The sequence below is a fragment of the Leptospira montravelensis genome (genome assembly GCF_004770045.1).
GTDB lineage: Bacteria > Spirochaetota > Leptospiria > Leptospirales > Leptospiraceae > Leptospira_A > Leptospira_A montravelensis.
Genome location: NZ_RQFO01000017.1, coordinates 746,192 through 761,764 on the forward strand (window position 1 = coordinate 746,192; position 15,573 = coordinate 761,764).

Annotated in this window: 14 protein-coding genes; 10 read left to right on the top strand and 4 right to left on the bottom strand. The window is 38.1% G+C overall.

What is annotated here, in order from left to right; genetic code table 11:
- Window positions 1-56 precede the first annotated feature (56 nt).
- Together EHQ31_RS17390 and EHQ31_RS17395 are read left to right on the top strand one after the other, a co-directional pair.
- A complete protein-coding gene (locus EHQ31_RS17390; protein ID WP_135572419.1) occupies window positions 57-1,367 on the top strand; it encodes a porin in 1,311 nt (436 codons plus the stop codon).
- Window position 1,368: 1 nt separating this feature from the next.
- The gene (locus EHQ31_RS17395) at window positions 1,369-1,896 is read left to right on the top strand and encodes a hypothetical protein (protein WP_135572420.1); all 528 of its coding nucleotides are present in this window, start codon (window positions 1,369-1,371) and stop codon (window positions 1,894-1,896) included.
- Here EHQ31_RS17395 and EHQ31_RS17400 read toward each other — a convergent pair.
- Window positions 1,893-3,179 (bottom strand): DUF1501 domain-containing protein, encoded by a 1,287-nt coding sequence (locus EHQ31_RS17400; protein ID WP_135572421.1) that lies wholly within the window; start codon window positions 3,177-3,179, stop codon window positions 1,893-1,895. The genes EHQ31_RS17395 and EHQ31_RS17400 overlap by 4 nt on opposite strands.
- Before the next feature lie 9 nt (window positions 3,180-3,188).
- A complete protein-coding gene (locus EHQ31_RS17405) occupies window positions 3,189-5,027 on the bottom strand; it encodes a DUF1553 domain-containing protein (RefSeq protein ID WP_135572422.1) in 1,839 nt (612 codons plus the stop codon).
- Window positions 5,028-5,103: 76 nt separating this feature from the next.
- On the opposite strand from EHQ31_RS17405, the gene EHQ31_RS17410 reads away from it, so the two are divergent.
- From EHQ31_RS17410 to EHQ31_RS17430, 5 genes are all read left to right on the top strand, one after another.
- Window positions 5,104-6,174, top strand: a complete 1,071-nt coding sequence (locus EHQ31_RS17410; protein WP_135572424.1) for a zinc ribbon domain-containing protein — start codon at window positions 5,104-5,106, stop codon at window positions 6,172-6,174.
- 1 nt (window position 6,175) lies between these two features.
- Window positions 6,176-6,703: an LIMLP_15305 family protein gene (locus EHQ31_RS17415; RefSeq protein WP_135572426.1), complete on the top strand. Its 528-nt coding sequence runs from the start codon at window positions 6,176-6,178 to the stop codon at window positions 6,701-6,703.
- 19 nt (window positions 6,704-6,722) lie between these two features.
- Window positions 6,723-7,715 (top strand): SPFH domain-containing protein, encoded by a 993-nt coding sequence (locus EHQ31_RS17420; protein WP_135572428.1) that lies wholly within the window; start codon window positions 6,723-6,725, stop codon window positions 7,713-7,715.
- A gap of 191 nt (window positions 7,716-7,906) precedes the next feature.
- A complete protein-coding gene (locus EHQ31_RS17425) occupies window positions 7,907-8,125 on the top strand; it encodes a hypothetical protein (protein ID WP_004787168.1) in 219 nt (72 codons plus the stop codon).
- The gene (locus tag EHQ31_RS17430) at window positions 8,115-8,570 is read left to right on the top strand and encodes a PIN domain-containing protein (protein ID WP_135572430.1); all 456 of its coding nucleotides are present in this window, start codon (window positions 8,115-8,117) and stop codon (window positions 8,568-8,570) included. The genes EHQ31_RS17425 and EHQ31_RS17430 overlap by 11 nt, the downstream gene beginning before the upstream one ends.
- A gap of 17 nt (window positions 8,571-8,587) precedes the next feature.
- On the opposite strand, the gene EHQ31_RS17435 is transcribed toward EHQ31_RS17430, so the two are convergent.
- Both EHQ31_RS17435 and EHQ31_RS17440 read right to left on the bottom strand, forming a co-directional pair.
- The gene (locus tag EHQ31_RS17435) at window positions 8,588-10,339 is read right to left on the bottom strand and encodes a patatin-like phospholipase family protein (protein ID WP_135572432.1); all 1,752 of its coding nucleotides are present in this window, start codon (window positions 10,337-10,339) and stop codon (window positions 8,588-8,590) included.
- Window positions 10,340-10,354: 15 nt separating this feature from the next.
- Window positions 10,355-11,671 (bottom strand): MATE family efflux transporter, encoded by a 1,317-nt coding sequence (locus EHQ31_RS17440; RefSeq protein WP_244247461.1) that lies wholly within the window; start codon window positions 11,669-11,671, stop codon window positions 10,355-10,357.
- Between the two features lie 56 nt (window positions 11,672-11,727).
- On the opposite strand from EHQ31_RS17440, the gene EHQ31_RS17445 reads away from it, so the two are divergent.
- Genes EHQ31_RS17445 through EHQ31_RS17455 form a run of 3 tightly spaced genes read left to right on the top strand, consistent with a single transcriptional unit; the run spans window position 11,728 to window position 15,569 of the window.
- Window positions 11,728-13,038 (top strand): amidohydrolase family protein, encoded by a 1,311-nt coding sequence (locus EHQ31_RS17445; protein WP_135572436.1) that lies wholly within the window; start codon window positions 11,728-11,730, stop codon window positions 13,036-13,038.
- A 30-nt stretch (window positions 13,039-13,068) separates the two neighbouring features.
- Window positions 13,069-13,755, top strand: a complete 687-nt coding sequence (locus tag EHQ31_RS17450; RefSeq protein WP_135572438.1) for a hypothetical protein — start codon at window positions 13,069-13,071, stop codon at window positions 13,753-13,755.
- Window positions 13,752-15,569, top strand: coding sequence for a TrkH family potassium uptake protein (locus tag EHQ31_RS17455; protein WP_135572440.1), 1,818 nt, complete (start codon window positions 13,752-13,754; stop codon window positions 15,567-15,569). Before EHQ31_RS17450 ends, EHQ31_RS17455 begins: the two co-directional genes overlap by 4 nt.
- Window positions 15,570-15,573 lie beyond the last annotated feature (4 nt).

Consider the following 15,573-nt stretch of genomic DNA (forward strand, 5'->3'; position numbering starts at 1 on the left):
CTTTTGCCATTTCCTCCATCCTGTTCACTTTGACATTTATTACAAAATTTACGTTTATGTTACATAAGAATCGAATTCCAATCCAATATGCATTTCTCTTTTTGAGTTTCTTTTCCTTTCCTTTTTCCGTTATGGCAGAAGAAAAAACAGAACCAAAAGTGGAAACAGGTTCCCAACAAACAAGTTCAGAGAATTCCCCTCCACCACCAGTGACGACCCAAGTGTCAGCAGCACCGGAAAACAAATCCAATTGGGAAACCGGACTGGGAAAAGGAATTCGTGCCACTTCCACCGATGGCAAACACAATATTCAATTAAGGTTTCGATCACAAGTCCAAGGAAATCAAAGTTTTCAATTGGATCCTTCTCAAGATACTACAAACTTTCTTGTTCGTCGCACCAGATTACAACTAAAAGCAGGATTATTCAATGATACATGGCTTGTGAACTTACAAATGGGTTTTGCCGAAAGAGATATGGAAAGCCAAAGGCGGAATACATTAAGAGATGCGAATATTGTCTACAACCAGTATCGGGATGTTAAGATCGCTTTTGGTCAGATGAAAGTTCCATTCAGCAGACAACGTTGGAATTCATCCAGTGCCTTACAAACGGTTGATAGGTCTTCTGTCACCGCAGAATTTAATTTAGATCGTGATGTAGGAACATATTTATTTTCAGAAGATCTATTTGGCAGCAAACGAATGTTTGCTTACTACTTAGGTGTTTTTGGTGGACAAGGGAGAAACCGAGTTGAAAGACAAACTCCCGGTGTATTGACCGTTGCCAGATTTATTTTTTCTCCTTTTGGTGGAATGTCAAAATCCGGTTCTGATAATGATTGGTTGTCAGAAAGTGATTTTGCCAGATACAAAGAACCAAAATTGTCTCTAGGAGTTTCTGGTGCTTACAATAAAAATTCTGACAGGTCACTGAGTACTCATGGTGTTGAATATAGTTTTGCAAAATTCAATTATAGCCACGCTGCGGGAGATATTTATTTTAAATGGATGGGTTTTTCCTTTCAATATGAATGGTTGTGGAGAAGAGCAAACACGGCTTATGTGGAAAAAACAGTCAACACAGCACTTTCTAGAGAATATTCTAGAAGTGGACAAGGGCATTTTGTCCAGTTGGGTTACCTTTTTACGAATCAATATGAACTTAGTTTTCGATTTGGAGAATTTCGTCCCTTGGGAGAAACCGATCCCAATTTGAAATATTCTCGTGAAGTGGGAGGAGCACTCTCCTATTACTTTGCAGAACACAATTTAAAATGGCAAACTGACTATTTTTATTACACAGGAACTCCCACAGCCGCAGAAGGAGACCACGTAGTTCGAACACAAATTCAGGTATTCTATTAAAATGAACCCATTAACGAAATCATTGATCACTATACTTTTGTTAGCTTTATCCTTAGAACAATGTAAAGCACAACGGGAAGATAAAATTAAGGAAACACAGACGAAATGCCTTCAAACTTTGTATTTGGCTAGTTTGAATGCAGGAAAACCTGGCTTTAGTGGAAGTTTCCAATTTTTAGGTTCTTGTTCTGCGACTTCCAATGATTCACCATCCTGTACAGAACAGTATGCAGTGGTGAAAGAAGAAATCTCTTGTCCACTGGGTTTTACTAAGTCCTCCTCCAAATGTTCTATCCAAAACCTAGTGGGAGTTTGTCGTTACCAACCAAACGGAGATACAACGAAAGTCACTACGGTGGTATATGCGAAACCCAATGATACTCGGGAAGCTGCCATCGCCAACTGTCAATCATACGGAACAGGTTCCCAATTTACAGAAACCTATTTGAATCCAGGAGAAAAATCCACTTCGCTTGATACCATTCTCACAAATGGTTATCTCTGCATCGATAAAGCGCAGAAGAACTAAAACAAACTTTCAAAGACTTTGGCTTTTTTCGTAGTCAATAGAAATGGACGGCCAAAAGAATTCGTGAGTACACCTTCGGGGTTGACTCCTGCTGCTTGGTAAATGGTGGCAATCAAATCTCTTACATGAAGTGATTCCTTTGGATTTAAAGGTTTGGAACCTGTTTCATCGGTTTCACCTAACACAAATCCTTTGGCAAAGGGGCCACCACCGAGTAAAGTGGACCAAACTTTTGGATGATGGTCACGACCGTCTCTTGATCCTACATCAGGAGTTCTTCCAAATTCACTGGTAAGAACAAATAACGTTTGTTTCATGAGACCAGTATTGTTAAGATCTTCTAACAAAGCTGCAATTCCCATGTCGGTTTCTTTCATAATTTTAGTAATTTGTGCTTTGTTTCCCGTATGTGTATCAAATCCTCCAATGGAGATATGGATGAAAGGTACTTCCTGTGCCGCAAGACGTTTGGCAAGTAACATCGCTTTGCCTTGCCAAGTAGTTCCGTAACGCGCTCGTGTTTTTTCCTCTTCCAAACTGATGCGAAAACTATCGATGTTTTTGGAATTGCGAAACTCTTCCGCTGCTACGAGCATATTTTTCCAATGTTTGGATTCTTTTGTCGGATAGGTTTTAGAAAACTCTTCATTCATAAAAGAAACCAAATCTTTTCTTCGAAGAATCCGATCATCGGAAAATTTTCCATAAGATGGGTTTAGGTGTTGAATGGGTTCATCCACATTTCCAACGTGGTAACCAGAATAATCGATTCCGAGGAACCCAGAGTTTCCATTTTTCCCACCACGACCACCAATCGACACATAACTTGGAAAATATGAAGATTTGACTTTTGCTTTTTTAGCATAAGCAATCACGGCACCAAAATGAGGAATGTCCGGAAAACCCATAGCCTCTGTCATTCGGTATCCTGTACTTAGTAACATTTGTGCAAAACCATGATCTCCTTCTTCACTCCAAGTAGACCTAACGGTTCCAATCGAGTGTAATTGTTTGGCGGTAAGGGAAAATGGTTCCAATACAGAAAGTCCAGATATACTGGAGTTTACTTTTCCAAAAGCACTGTTTGGTTTGGGATCTAATGTATCCACATGGCTCATCCCTCCCATCATTTCAATAAAGATGACTGACTTCACTTTGGAAGGAAGGGCTATCGATTCTTCTTCTTCTTCCGCATGTAAACTTCCCAAGGGATTTGTAGAAAACAAAAAGGGACTGAGTCCCAAACTGAGGATTGATTTTTTTAAAAATTCTTTGCGATCCATGAAAATTCCTTAATTGATATGTTGGAACTCTTGGCTATTGATCAGAGCCCAGAGAATGTCTTGGAGTAAGTCTTTGTCAAAAACAGAATCTGGTTTTAACATTAGTGTTTTTATTTTTTCTTTTTCTAAAGGACTTGGCTCTCGGCCTAAAAGTCGAAAGTAAAGATTGGAAATAACCAAATTCATTGATTTTACTTGGTCAAATTCTTGTTTCACTAAAGACTCTTTGTTCCCAAAATCCCAAACCAGCTTTCCTACCACACGTCCGTTCATTAGTGTTAACATTTGTTCGATGGTAAGCTCCGTGATATCATCAGAAATATCCACACGAGGTCCAGACCCAAATACTGATAACATCGTATGGTAAGGTGCAGGTCGCTCCACTTCCACTGCGTTTGTGAATTCTTTTAAGTTGTCTTGGGGAAATCGAACAGAACCAGTACCTGTCAAATCATATGGTTTTTTATCCATAAGGCCAGAAATCCAAGATAAATTCCTTTCGCGAATATTACTGATCTTTTGGGAATCGGAAACTCGAATGAGAGAGTTCAGGAGTTGGTCACTGTCCAATCTTGTCGGTGAAAAATAACGTATAGGATCTTGGTCATTTGAACTTTTTGTCAGCGAACGATTATAAGCATTCGAAGTGACAATATATAAAATGAGTTCTTTTAGTTTTAAGTTGTTTGTCAAAAAATAAGAATCGAGATGGTTTAGGATCTCTTCTCCTGTCACCACAGTGTCTTCATTCCAATCATCAAGTGGTGTGAAAAAACTCCATCCCATAAGTTCTGTCCAAACCCGGTTGATCAAAACTTTGCGAAACCTGTCATTGGATTTGCTGGTTAACCAATCAGCAAAGGCCTTTCTACGATCTTCCCCAGGTTTTAGTTTGGCTTCCTTTCCATCCAAATATTTGGGCCGTACCAAATCACCACCAGGGGCATCATCTGTATGAGGAAAACGAAGTCCCAGTTTGGGTTGGTAATAGAGTGTGGCATATTCTACTTCATGTTTCTTTTGGTAGTCTTTTCGTTGTTCGTCGGTCCATTTGTTCCAATTGTCTCGATTCCATTCATTGTTTTTGTCTTGGAGATTTTTTTGGTCTTCCATAGGAAGATGGACTTCTAATTCTCTCGGAACATAACTGAAAGTTTTTCCATAACGATCTGCTTCCCAAGATCCATCCCGAAAGAACTGTTGGCTAAAAAAAGCTGCAAGTGCATAATAATCTCTTCTAGTAAAATCCGAAATATAAGGATGGTCATGGCACCTAGCACAAGCCACTCGTTTTGCATAAAATAACCTTCCAACATACTCAGCTGTTTGTAATGGATCGGCTCCATCCCGAATGTAAAACATGGTAGCCGGTGATTCTTTTACATTTCCAGTTGAGGTTAACATCTCTTGTACTAATTGGTCATAGGGTTTGTTTTTATGAAGAGAATTCGCAACGTATTCAAAGAATTTCCCTGTAGGAATTTTTCGACCTTTGGATTTGTCTCGCAACATAGAAGTAAACTTGGTTCCCCAGTATTCGGCAAACTCAGGTTGTTTTAAAAAATTAACTGCGAATGATTCTAAACTTTGGTCGGCAGGCAGAGCTTCGAGTTCCTTCCATTCGGCGACACTAGGAATCACTCCTCGCAAATGAAGAGATAGTCTTCGGAAGTTGATTTTCCTATCCGCATTAACTACGTTAGGTGATAATTTCAAATACAAACTATCTAGTGGATGAACTGCATTCTGTTTTGATCGAGAATGAAGGTAACCAAGAGAGAAAATCAGAACTACAAAAGAGAGAAGGAAATAGCGAAAATTTAAAATTAGATTTAGTACCAATCTCATGTTGCTAAGATTCTAAGTGGGATTTTACGAATTGAAAATATTTTTCTTGCAAAAGTCAATTTTTTGCGGATAAACCTTGGTTGCGATGGCAGAAGAAAGAATCTATGAAATGCTTTGGGACTGCGAATTTTGCGGATCTAAAAAATTACTCGGTAAAACACATAGGCATTGTCCCAATTGTGGTGCCACACAAGATCCAAGTCGTCGGTACTTTCCGAACGATGCAGACAAAGTTGCCGTCCAAGACCATATCTATTACGGAGCCGATAAGGTTTGTCCTTTCTGCCAAACTCCGAATGGAGCCAAAGCCACGTTTTGTGGAAACTGCGGTGGTTCCTTAGATGGTGCACAAACTGTCAAACTTAGGTCTGATCATGATGGAACCACAGAAGACTCTGTCCAAAAAGCCAAAGAAGATTTAGCCTTTCCCAATTCTGAATATATCAAACCCCATCCCAAAACTCCCAAATGGGTTTTGTGGTTACTCGGAACCATTGTAATTGGTGGGATTGGATTTGTTTGCCTCGGTGTGTTATGGACGGAAAAAGTAGAATTACAAATCACTCACCATGAATGGTCTCGCACAATCGCCATCGATCAGTTCAAACCAGTTTCCGAATCCGAATGGTGTGACTCTATGCCTATGGGTGCGTACAGTGTGTCCAGGAGTCGCCAAATCAGAAGTTATAACAGCATTCCGGATGGAGAAGATTGCCATACAGTCCGTTCGGATCGTGGGGATGGAACGTTTTCCGAAAGTGAAAGTTGTTCCACCAAATACAGACAAGAACCTGTTTACGATGACCATTGCAGTTACCGCATCGATAAATGGGCCTTCGATAGAAATGCTGTGGCCAAAGGATTTGGAACAACACAAGAACCTTATTGGCCCACTCCTCAAATTCGCGAATGTGCGAGCACAAGTATTGGTTGTGAAAGATTAGGACCCAAGGAAGAAAAATATATAGTTCATTTCACAGAGCCTAGCGGGAAAACCAAAGGAGAAAAACATGATTGTGAATTTGATCTGGCAAAATGGAAATCTCTTCCCGCCAAAGGGCTCTACCAAACTGAAAAAAGTGTCATCTTTAACTACATCACTTGCGACACCATACAAACGTTAGAAGAAAACGTAACAGAGGAATAAAATGGACCAAACTTGGTTAAAAACAACATTAGAACGTTTTAAGAACGAACAAGATCCCATTCGGAAGTTTTTAAAAGAAACTAAACTTTTTGAAGAAGCACTTGCCAACCAAGAGTATGAAAAAACCGATCTTCTCATTCGAAAAGAACTCGGAGGAATTCTTACCTCTTTTAAAGAAAGTTTTCGTAAACTAGAAGAAGGTTTTGTGGCAAAAGCACAAATCCAAAACATCGGAAAAACAAATCCGGCAACTACACTTCTCGATCGTATCATAATGAAAGTCGGTTCTGCTGGGTATGGACTGAATGGACTCGGCACTGGAGTGAAAGCCACTGCGGAAGAAATGGAAAAACTACTCAACCATGACTTTTCAATGTTGGAAAAAGTGGGGACCATACAAAAAGAAATTTTAGATACCCTTCCCGCTGCTTTTGTTTCTAATCCAGAAGCGGCCATTGAATCTATCAACAAATTACTGTTAGATTTTGAAACACAATTTGAATCAAGAAACTCAATCTTTTTAAAATAATAAAATAAGGAAATAAACCATGGCACTAATCGATAGAATTAAATTTGAAGGCAGTCCCAACGAAATCGTTTGGAAGTATCCATCTGATGAAATCAGCACTGCAGGACAACTTGTGGTGGATGAAAACCAAGAAGCCATCTTTTTTAAAGAAGGAAAGGCATTGGATACTTTTGGTCCAGGAACTCATACTTTAAAAACAGGAAACATTCCTATTTTAGAAGCACTCATCAATCTTCCGTTTGGTGGAAAAACTCCTTTTACAGCGGAAGTTTATTATGTAAACAAAGCTATCTTTGCGATGAAATGGGGAACCAATACTCCCATTCCTTTGGAAGATCCGAAATACAAAATTGTTTTAAACATTCGTGCCTTTGGTGATTATAAATTTAGAATCAAAGATGCAAGATCCTTTTTACTGAATGTAGTGAAAGGCGGAAATCGAACTACCAACGAATCCATTGATGAATTTTTAAAACCAAATATTGTCCGAGGCATTGGTGATTTTATTTCAGAAGTCATTTTAAACAACAACACATCAGTTGTAGAGATTAACAAATATAGAGATGAAAGTTCCACGGCAGGTAGAGTCAAACTGGCGCCTGAATTTGAAAAATATGGAATCGACTTAACAGAGTTTAACGTATCTTCGGTGAACTTTGACCAAAACGATCCTAACTACCAAAGAATCCAAAAAATCATTACCGATAAATTTGAAATCGATATGCTTGGAGATAAATACCAACAAAAGAAAATGTTCGATATTGGACAAGCTGCCGCAGAAAACGAAGGACAAGGTGGTGGTGCAATGGGTACCGGGATGGGCATGGGAATGGGGATGAATATGGGCCAAATGATGGGCAATATGATGAACCAAGGTGGAGGACAAGGTGCGACACCAGCAGCCAATGACCCAGCCGCCCGGATTGCCAAACTCAAAGGATTACTCGACCAGGGCCTCATCAACGCAGAAGAGTTTGAAGCCAAAAAAAAGGAAATCCTTTCTTCTTTGTAATTCGAATCTCCTATACCAAACATTCGCAAACAAAAAAAACTCCATCTTGAGGAAGTTTCTAACTTTCATTAGGTGGAGATTGGAACAACATAAATAGAAAATGAGAATATTTATCAGAAATTGGATTACTATAATAAAAAGACCAATTTTCAATTTGACAATTTGCACGAAACTCGTGTAAAATAATAAACATGAAAAGTATTACTTTTAGAGCTGACGAAAGGGCGATTGAAAAAGCTCGTTTAAAAGCAAGTAAACAAAAAAGGTCACTCAATGACATTTTTAATGAATGGCTCCGCGCTTATTCTGAATCTGAGCCAAAAGATTTTGATTTAGATGCATATTTGAAAAAATTTGAATATGTGAAGATAAACCGAAAAATAACCCGTGAAGAAGCAAATGAAAGGTAAAATCTTCATCGATACAAATGTATTTATTTACTTCTTTTCACCAAAGGATTTTGAAAAAAAGGAGATCTCTTCCAATATCATAAAAGCTTCTTTTAAATCTGATAGATTTTGTATCAGTTACCAAGTCATCCAAGAATTTAGCAATGTAATGCTTACAAAAGGACAACCACCAATGAAAGGTCAGGATATTTCAAGTTTCATAGAAAAAATCTTAGATCCAATTTGTTCTTTTTTTCCAACAACTGAATTTTACAAAAATGCTCTGAAATTAAGAGAGAAGAATAAATTATCTTATTATGATTCTTTTATTGTTTTGGCCGCTGTAGAACTTGGTTGCGATTATTTATTGTCCGAAGACTTTAATGATGGCGCAAAAATCAACAAATTAAAAATCATAAATCCATTCAATAAAACGAATGCAAAATTACTAAACTCAATTCTATAATTCCCAAATTTCGATGCTTAAGAAAACAATTGTTTGATCTCAGCCAAGTTTGCTTCCGCTTCTGCTTGGCCCTTATCAATGATTTCTTGGTAACGAGCAAAATCAAATAACTGGAATTCTTCCAAATGAAAATGTACAAAAAGATCCATTTTAGGTCGTTTGAGACGAGTGATCTCTCTTCCTTCCAAAGTAATGGTTCTTGTCATAATCTGTAAGATGGGTGGGTATTTTAAAGTATCCCAAATATAACGAAAGAATCCTTTTTCTGTTGTGTTTCTGTCTTCGAAAAGTTTGACAGGAACAATTTCTTGCAAAGGAGAAACGTTGATTCCCATCACTACATCTGCGCCTTTAGAACGAATGAGATTTTCGGGAACGTTATTGATCATTCCTCCATCCACTAAAAGTTTTTCACCGAGTCGGTAAGGAGGAAAGGCACCAGGCAAACTCATCGCACTGGTGAGAGCTTCTGTAATAGGACCTTGGTCAAAGATATGTTCTTTGCCTGTTTGTAAATCCACAGCGGAAGTAGCAAAAGGGAGTGGCAATTCTTCAATACGTTGGTCACCAAAACCTTTCTTTAACATACGTTTCATTCGTTTTCCCTTAAAAAAGGCAACAACTGGGATCGTGGGATCAAAGGCACTTTCTAATCCACCGAAGAAATTTTTAATCATCTCTTCAATTTCTTCGGGAGAATTTTTTCTAGCATATAAGGCTGCAATCACGGCTCCCATCGAAGCACCAGATACAAAATCAAAATGAATTCCTTCTCTATGCAAAACTTTTAACAACCCGACATGTGCGAGGGCTCTGGCACCGCCACCACCTAACGCCAAACCTCTTGTTTTTGCGACGAGATATCTTGCTAATGTATCTTTTTGATAAAAGGTTTTGAGTGATTGGTCTTGCGGTAGATAACTTTTACGAACACCGTTTTCCATCATACGAATGGCACGGCCTTCAAAGTTTCTGATACGTGTTTTCCAAAAACCTATGATTTCCTCTTTTTCTTTGTAAAACTTTTCAGGTTCTTCTTCCCAAAAAACTATGAAGTCAGATTGCACGACAAGATAATGTAAATCCATTCTGGAAGTGGATTCATCAAAATAAATATGAAGTAAGGGAGTTTTACTTCTAAGATTGGTTAAATACTCTGAAATTTTTGTGGGATCCATTCCCTTAAAAGTGGAAATGGGAATGGCAGAAGATAACTTTTTGGTAACCTCACCATATTCGTCTAAAAAGGATTTTACTTTTTCACCAAAATGATATTCGGGCTCTAAAGGAAGATGAACACATAATCTTCGTAAGCCGGGAAATGTATCTTTATGGCTAGAACGATCTAAATTTTCTCGCATCCGCGAGCCCATCATTTGAATTATGTTTTGTGCAAAAACCTTTTCTTGAGACGCCAATTGTAAAAACAATTTACCATTCAATACATAAACAAGGGAATCAATAACAGCGATGGCAGAAGTGGAGTGGTTGGAACTAGAGATGAGTGAGTTCTCTGCCAACACTTGGCCGGAACCCACATAAACATGGCTTTGACCCGCAACATTTTCGAGAAGGATTTCACCGTATCTGACAATGTAAATCGATTCCGAAGACTCTCCTTTATAATAGAGAGCTTCATGGCTTCGGATTAATTTTTCTTGGACATTGTTTGCCAGTCTTAATAGAACAGCGGGGGGAAGTTTTTTGAACAAATCCACAGACTTTAAGAAACTTTGTATTGCCTGTCGTTCAATCTCTGTTCTTTTCATTTTCCCCTCGTTCTATTAAATTCGTATGTTCACCCACTCCTTCTTACGAAATTTTCTGACAAAAATCACTGCCATGAGTAAAATCCAAATAAAAAACGCAGTCCAGATTCCGTAATTGCCCCACGCTAGGACTATCCCGAATAAATAAGCCAATGGCAACATGATGATGAAAGATACAATGAGGTAAACAAACATCACATAGTACATCATCCCTGCACTTCGAAGTGCAGAACCAATTACCATATGATAGGCATCTCCTACTTGGATGAGTGCCACGATACAAAGAGCAGGATAAGCAACCTTGGCAACTGCAGGAACATCTGTAAAAAGTCCAATGAGCCAAGGTCCTCCGATGATAAAAAAGAGTCCCATACTTCCCATCACAATCGCTGAGAAAGTTGCCGAACGCATGGTTCCTTCATAAGCCAATCGCAGTTTTCCTTGTCCCATTGATTGACCGAGAATGGTAGTGGCCGCAATGCCAAAAGAGAAACCAGGCATAAAAGACAAACTAAGGCATGTTAATACAACGCTAGCCGAGGCAAGAGTGGTTGTGCTAATCATGCCTGCAATTTTATAAAATCCAGAAAAGGCAAAGTTAACGAGTGTTCCTTCCACAGCGGGAGCAAATCCAACCATACAAAGTTCTTTAATGATTTCAAAACTAGGAGCAAAGATTTGATACCGAAAGAACTTGATTACATCTTTACGGAAAAAATAAAACACCACAATTAGTAGAGATGGAATGGAAGATAAACTCGAGGCAATGGCCGCGCCCTTCACTCCCCATGCTGGGAAACCCCAGTTTCCAAAAATGAGTAACCAATTAAAAAAGATATTTGTGACAGCCGCTAAAATGGAAGAAATCATACCCACTTGCACAATTCCAATTCCATCAAAAAATCCGCGTAAGGCGAAACCAACGAAAAAGAGAACTGTACCAATAAATCGATAAGAAAGATAAACGCCTGCCACTTCGATCACTTGCGGATCATCACCAATCCAACCCATAAAATGCGGGGCATAAAGAAATCCGAAATAGGATAAAAGAGATCCTAAAATTAAGGACAAATAAACAGAATTAACTAAGGTAATTCCGACTCCTCTTTCATTTTTTTCGCCAAATCTGCGTGCTACGATGATTTGAACAGCCATAGATCCACCCATAAGAAAGGCGAATATGGAAAAATAAACCATTCCCCCAAATCCCACAGCAGCAAGAGGAATCTCTCCCAATTTCCCTACCATAGCAGTGTCTGCCACCATAATGGCTGTATAACTGATCATTCCAAAAAAAACTGGGATTGCTAATCCAAGAATTTTCTGATTCAATCGAGTTGGCTTCAAGATGCGTCTAATTTTGTGAAGCATAGTTTTGTCATTCTTATATGTATTGCGATCTACACAACCACCTTTATGGATGTTTACCCCCTGAAACTTTGTACCGAATTGGTAAAAATAACCCAGAGCCTAGATGGCATCTCTATTTAGATTCTTATGAAAAAGCATATGGATTAAAAATTCGACCTTCTACTTTTTTTGAAGATTATGCAGACATAAAAGATTTTTCTAAACTTTATCACTTTCGCGAAAAAGCTCCCTTTTTACATTTCCAATCAAAGTTTAATCTCATCATCGCACTTGTAAAGTTTGATGAAAGAGAAATTACCGAAGTGACTCATGATGTGGTTTTATCAAATAGTTTGGAAGACATCAGTTATGCCGAATATCGTTTGATGTTTGGTAAAGAAGAACCAAAAGAAAGTTTTTATAGCAAACTAATGGCTTGTTTGGAAGGACTCTCTAAAGGGGAAACTTCTGCAAAAAAAGAAGGAAAAACCATTCAATCAAAACTTGTAATGTCTTTACATAGAGATACCAATTTTGAAAGACATTATGATTGGATGAAAAACTGGATGGAAAAAGATTCTGTCATTCGAGACGGACTTGTAGGAATCGATTTCTGTCATATCGAAGAAGGTCATCCCCCGAAAGATAAAAAATCTTTTTTTGAATCAGTCATTAAAGACAACAAAGCAGAACCTAACACTGCTTTATCGATCCTTTACCATGTGGGCGAAAGTTTTAGAGATAAAACTCCTTTCTCAGCTGCCCGTTGGGTTTTGGAATCTGCGTTGAATGGTGCCCATCGGTTGGGACATGCATTGGCACTTGGTGTTGATTCCGATTATTTTTTAGGAGAGGAAAGGACTGAACTTGTATCGGAAGCCAAAGACCAAATTGAATGTGAGTTGGAATCTTATGAAGAGATTACAAGTTTTGGTCCATTTTATTCCAAAGAAGAACTCGAACTCAAACGAAAGGAATTAAAAACCAAACCAGATTCTGAACTATTAGAAATTCCGTTTGATGCAACACAGTCCCAATACCTTCACACTTTCCAAAACTTTGTTATGTCAAAAATATCACAAACAGAGGCCGTGATCGAATGTTGTCCCTCTTCTAATTTATACATTGGAATGTTAGAATCGCATATCGATCATCCTATCACAAGATTTCTCCAAAACGATGTCAAAATCACCATCGGTTCGGATGACCCAGGTTTATTTGGAACGACAATGCCTGAGGAATATGGTCATGCTCATACGGCAGGGGTCACTGAAAAAGAATTGGAATCCATCCGGGAAAAGTCTTTTTCTTACAGATCCACCAAACTTTCCGGGCGTGAATTGGATTGACCCTGACAGAGATTAGGTAAACTGGAAAGTATGCGGATATTTTCCCAAGTTTTTGTGCCCATAATTGTCTTTTCTTTGGCAATGGGACCTCTTTTTGGTCAAACCAAAGAAGGATTTTATGACACAAATAACTACGATCTAAGAAATCTCCCAAAATCAGATCCCGAATCCAATATTTTACCGGATGTAACCATCCCTCCCAAATTTGAAACACCTGCCCTCGCCACTCCGAAAAATGTAAGAACCCAATACACTGGCATTGATTCGATTCCAGGAGCAGGAGCTCTTCTCAATTCAAGAACTACATCGAACTCCAGCCAAAATTCTGCCAATCCGTATAACCTTACAGGTTCACAAAGTCTACCGATCAACCCACTCACAGGCGAAATCAACGAACAAGCATTACAAAACCAATTACAAAAAAGTAGAGTTAAACAAGAGTTAAAGAAAAAACAAAAAGAAGAGTTTGATGAAGATGCAGTCTACGAAGAAACAAAATTCCGAAGGGCCTATATTATTTTCTTTTTAACTTTGCCGTTTGCCTTAGGTGCCTCTGCGGCTGTTGCTTCTGCTTTTGCCATTGAAAAAACAATTGCAGGAAGTATCGTCATGATTGGCGGATCAACTGGTCTTTCCAGTGCCAATGTTTATGCAGATAGACAAAGATTGGAAGAACACCGAGAAAAGAAAAAACAAGTGGCTGACGTTTTCCCTTGAAACTCAAACGATACTTCGTTTTTCTAACACGATTTTTTCTTTATTTACAAATCCAAAGATTCGAAATTCGAAAGTTTTATATAGAACACTTCCGTTGGATGGGAAGAACTTTCTATATTCTTTTTGGATTTTTGTCAGTTACCATTTTAATTTTTGATTTTGGATTTTATTATCCAGAAAGTTGGAAAGAGTATGTGACTCTATCGATTCGAACTTTAGTATCTTTTTTTATTTTCTATGAATCTGTTCATTTAATTTTTACAAACAAACGTTGGAAAGAATATGTTTCCATTCACAAAATAGAACTGATCATTTTACTGATGTTAGGACTTGAATTTATATATGAAAAAAATATAGTTTCGATTTTGAAGTCCTATCATATTTCTGGGGATGATACTACACTTATCTTTTTATCAGCCAACCAAATTTTGTTTTTGTTTTCCAATTTAGCCCATTTCTATCGGCTTTCCAGAAACCATGAATCCCGAAAATTAAATCCTTCCATCGTATTTGTATCTTCTTTTGCATTTATCATTTTACTCGGAGTTTGTTTTTTACATTTTCCAAAGTCAACCAATGGAACTGTTCCTTCCATTGATTTAGTATTCACAACGATTAGCGCCACCTGTGTGACAGGACTTTCCACTGTCGATATCAGTTCGAGTTTTACTTTGACAGGTCAATTGATTGTATTACTGCTCATCCAAGTAGGTGGACTGGGACTTATGACCTTAACTAGTTTTTTTTCGATCTTCCTTGCAGGAAAAGTTTCTGTCAGTGATTCGATGATGATCAAAGACCTCCTTTCTGAAGAAACAATGGGTCGTGCCAAAGAAATTTTAAAACAAATTACGCTCCAAACTCTTGTCATTGAATCCATTGGTGCGATCTTATTATTTTATAGTTTCCCAGAGAACTTTCCGATCGCTCTCTCCGAAAAAATTTATTATTCCATCTTTCATTCCATTTCTGCTTTTTGTAACGCAGGTTTTAGTTTGTTACCGAATGGACTCACGACAGAAGCTTTCCAAAGATCCGAAGGTTTTTTATCAGTGATTATGTTTCTGATAGTTCTTGGAGGTCTGGGATTTCCTGTTTTGTTTCAAATCCGAACCAAACTTTCCAATCCTTTTGATTTTAAGTTTCGATGGTCTGTGACCTCTAAATTAGTATTTTGGACGACCGGCTGTCTTCTGTTATTCGGTTGGCTGTCATATTATTTTCTAGAACAAAATAATAGTTTAAAAGGCCTAACTACTTACGAACAGATCTTTCATTCTTTGTTTTATTCAGTCACTACAAGGACCGCTGGATTTAATACTTTAGATTTAGGCCAAATGGGATTTCCTATCACTTTTATTTCATTTTTTTTGATGTGGGTGGGAGCCTCTCCTGTATCTACAGGAGGTGGAATCAAAACCACAACTTTTGCCATCTCCTTATTAAACATAACCAATGAAATTCGTGGGAAAGATAGAATGGAAATAGACCACCGAACGATTGCTAACTCTTCTATTGCAAGAGCCAGCGCCACCATTGTACTTTCCTTATTTGTGATATTTGTGGCCATTTTTTGTTTATTACTCACTGAAAATGCTAACTTTATCGATTTATGTTATGAAGTAGTTTCAGCTTTTGGAACGGTAGGTCTTACTCGTGGCCTAACTCCCCATTTGAGTGATTACGGTAAAATCATCATTTGTACGGTTATGTTTGTAGGTAGAGTGGGAATTTTAACTTTGCTTGTGGCTGTCTCTAAAAAAGTAGATCGTATCTCGTATGAATATCCAAAAGAATATGTGGTTGTAGGTTAAAGTT

Excerpts from the sequence above, each read along its gene's own strand:
- EHQ31_RS17390 (WP_135572419.1), top strand. The coding sequence starts at position 57 with ATGTTACATAAGAATCGAATTCCAATCCAATATGCATTTCTCTTTTTG.
- EHQ31_RS17395 (WP_135572420.1), top strand. The coding sequence starts at position 1,369 with ATGAACCCATTAACGAAATCATTGATCACTATACTTTTGTTAGCTTTA.
- EHQ31_RS17400 (WP_135572421.1), bottom strand. The coding sequence starts at position 3,179 with ATGGATCGCAAAGAATTTTTAAAAAAATCAATCCTCAGTTTGGGACTC.
- EHQ31_RS17405 (WP_135572422.1), bottom strand. The coding sequence starts at position 5,027 with ATGAGATTGGTACTAAATCTAATTTTAAATTTTCGCTATTTCCTTCTC.
- EHQ31_RS17415 (WP_135572426.1), top strand. The coding sequence starts at position 6,176 with ATGGACCAAACTTGGTTAAAAACAACATTAGAACGTTTTAAGAACGAA.
- EHQ31_RS17420 (WP_135572428.1), top strand. The coding sequence starts at position 6,723 with ATGGCACTAATCGATAGAATTAAATTTGAAGGCAGTCCCAACGAAATC.
- EHQ31_RS17425 (WP_004787168.1), top strand. The coding sequence starts at position 7,907 with ATGAAAAGTATTACTTTTAGAGCTGACGAAAGGGCGATTGAAAAAGCT.
- EHQ31_RS17430 (WP_135572430.1), top strand. The coding sequence starts at position 8,115 with ATGAAAGGTAAAATCTTCATCGATACAAATGTATTTATTTACTTCTTT.
- EHQ31_RS17435 (WP_135572432.1), bottom strand. The coding sequence starts at position 10,339 with ATGAAAAGAACAGAGATTGAACGACAGGCAATACAAAGTTTCTTAAAG.
- EHQ31_RS17445 (WP_135572436.1), top strand. The coding sequence starts at position 11,728 with ATGTATTGCGATCTACACAACCACCTTTATGGATGTTTACCCCCTGAA.
- EHQ31_RS17450 (WP_135572438.1), top strand. The coding sequence starts at position 13,069 with ATGCGGATATTTTCCCAAGTTTTTGTGCCCATAATTGTCTTTTCTTTG.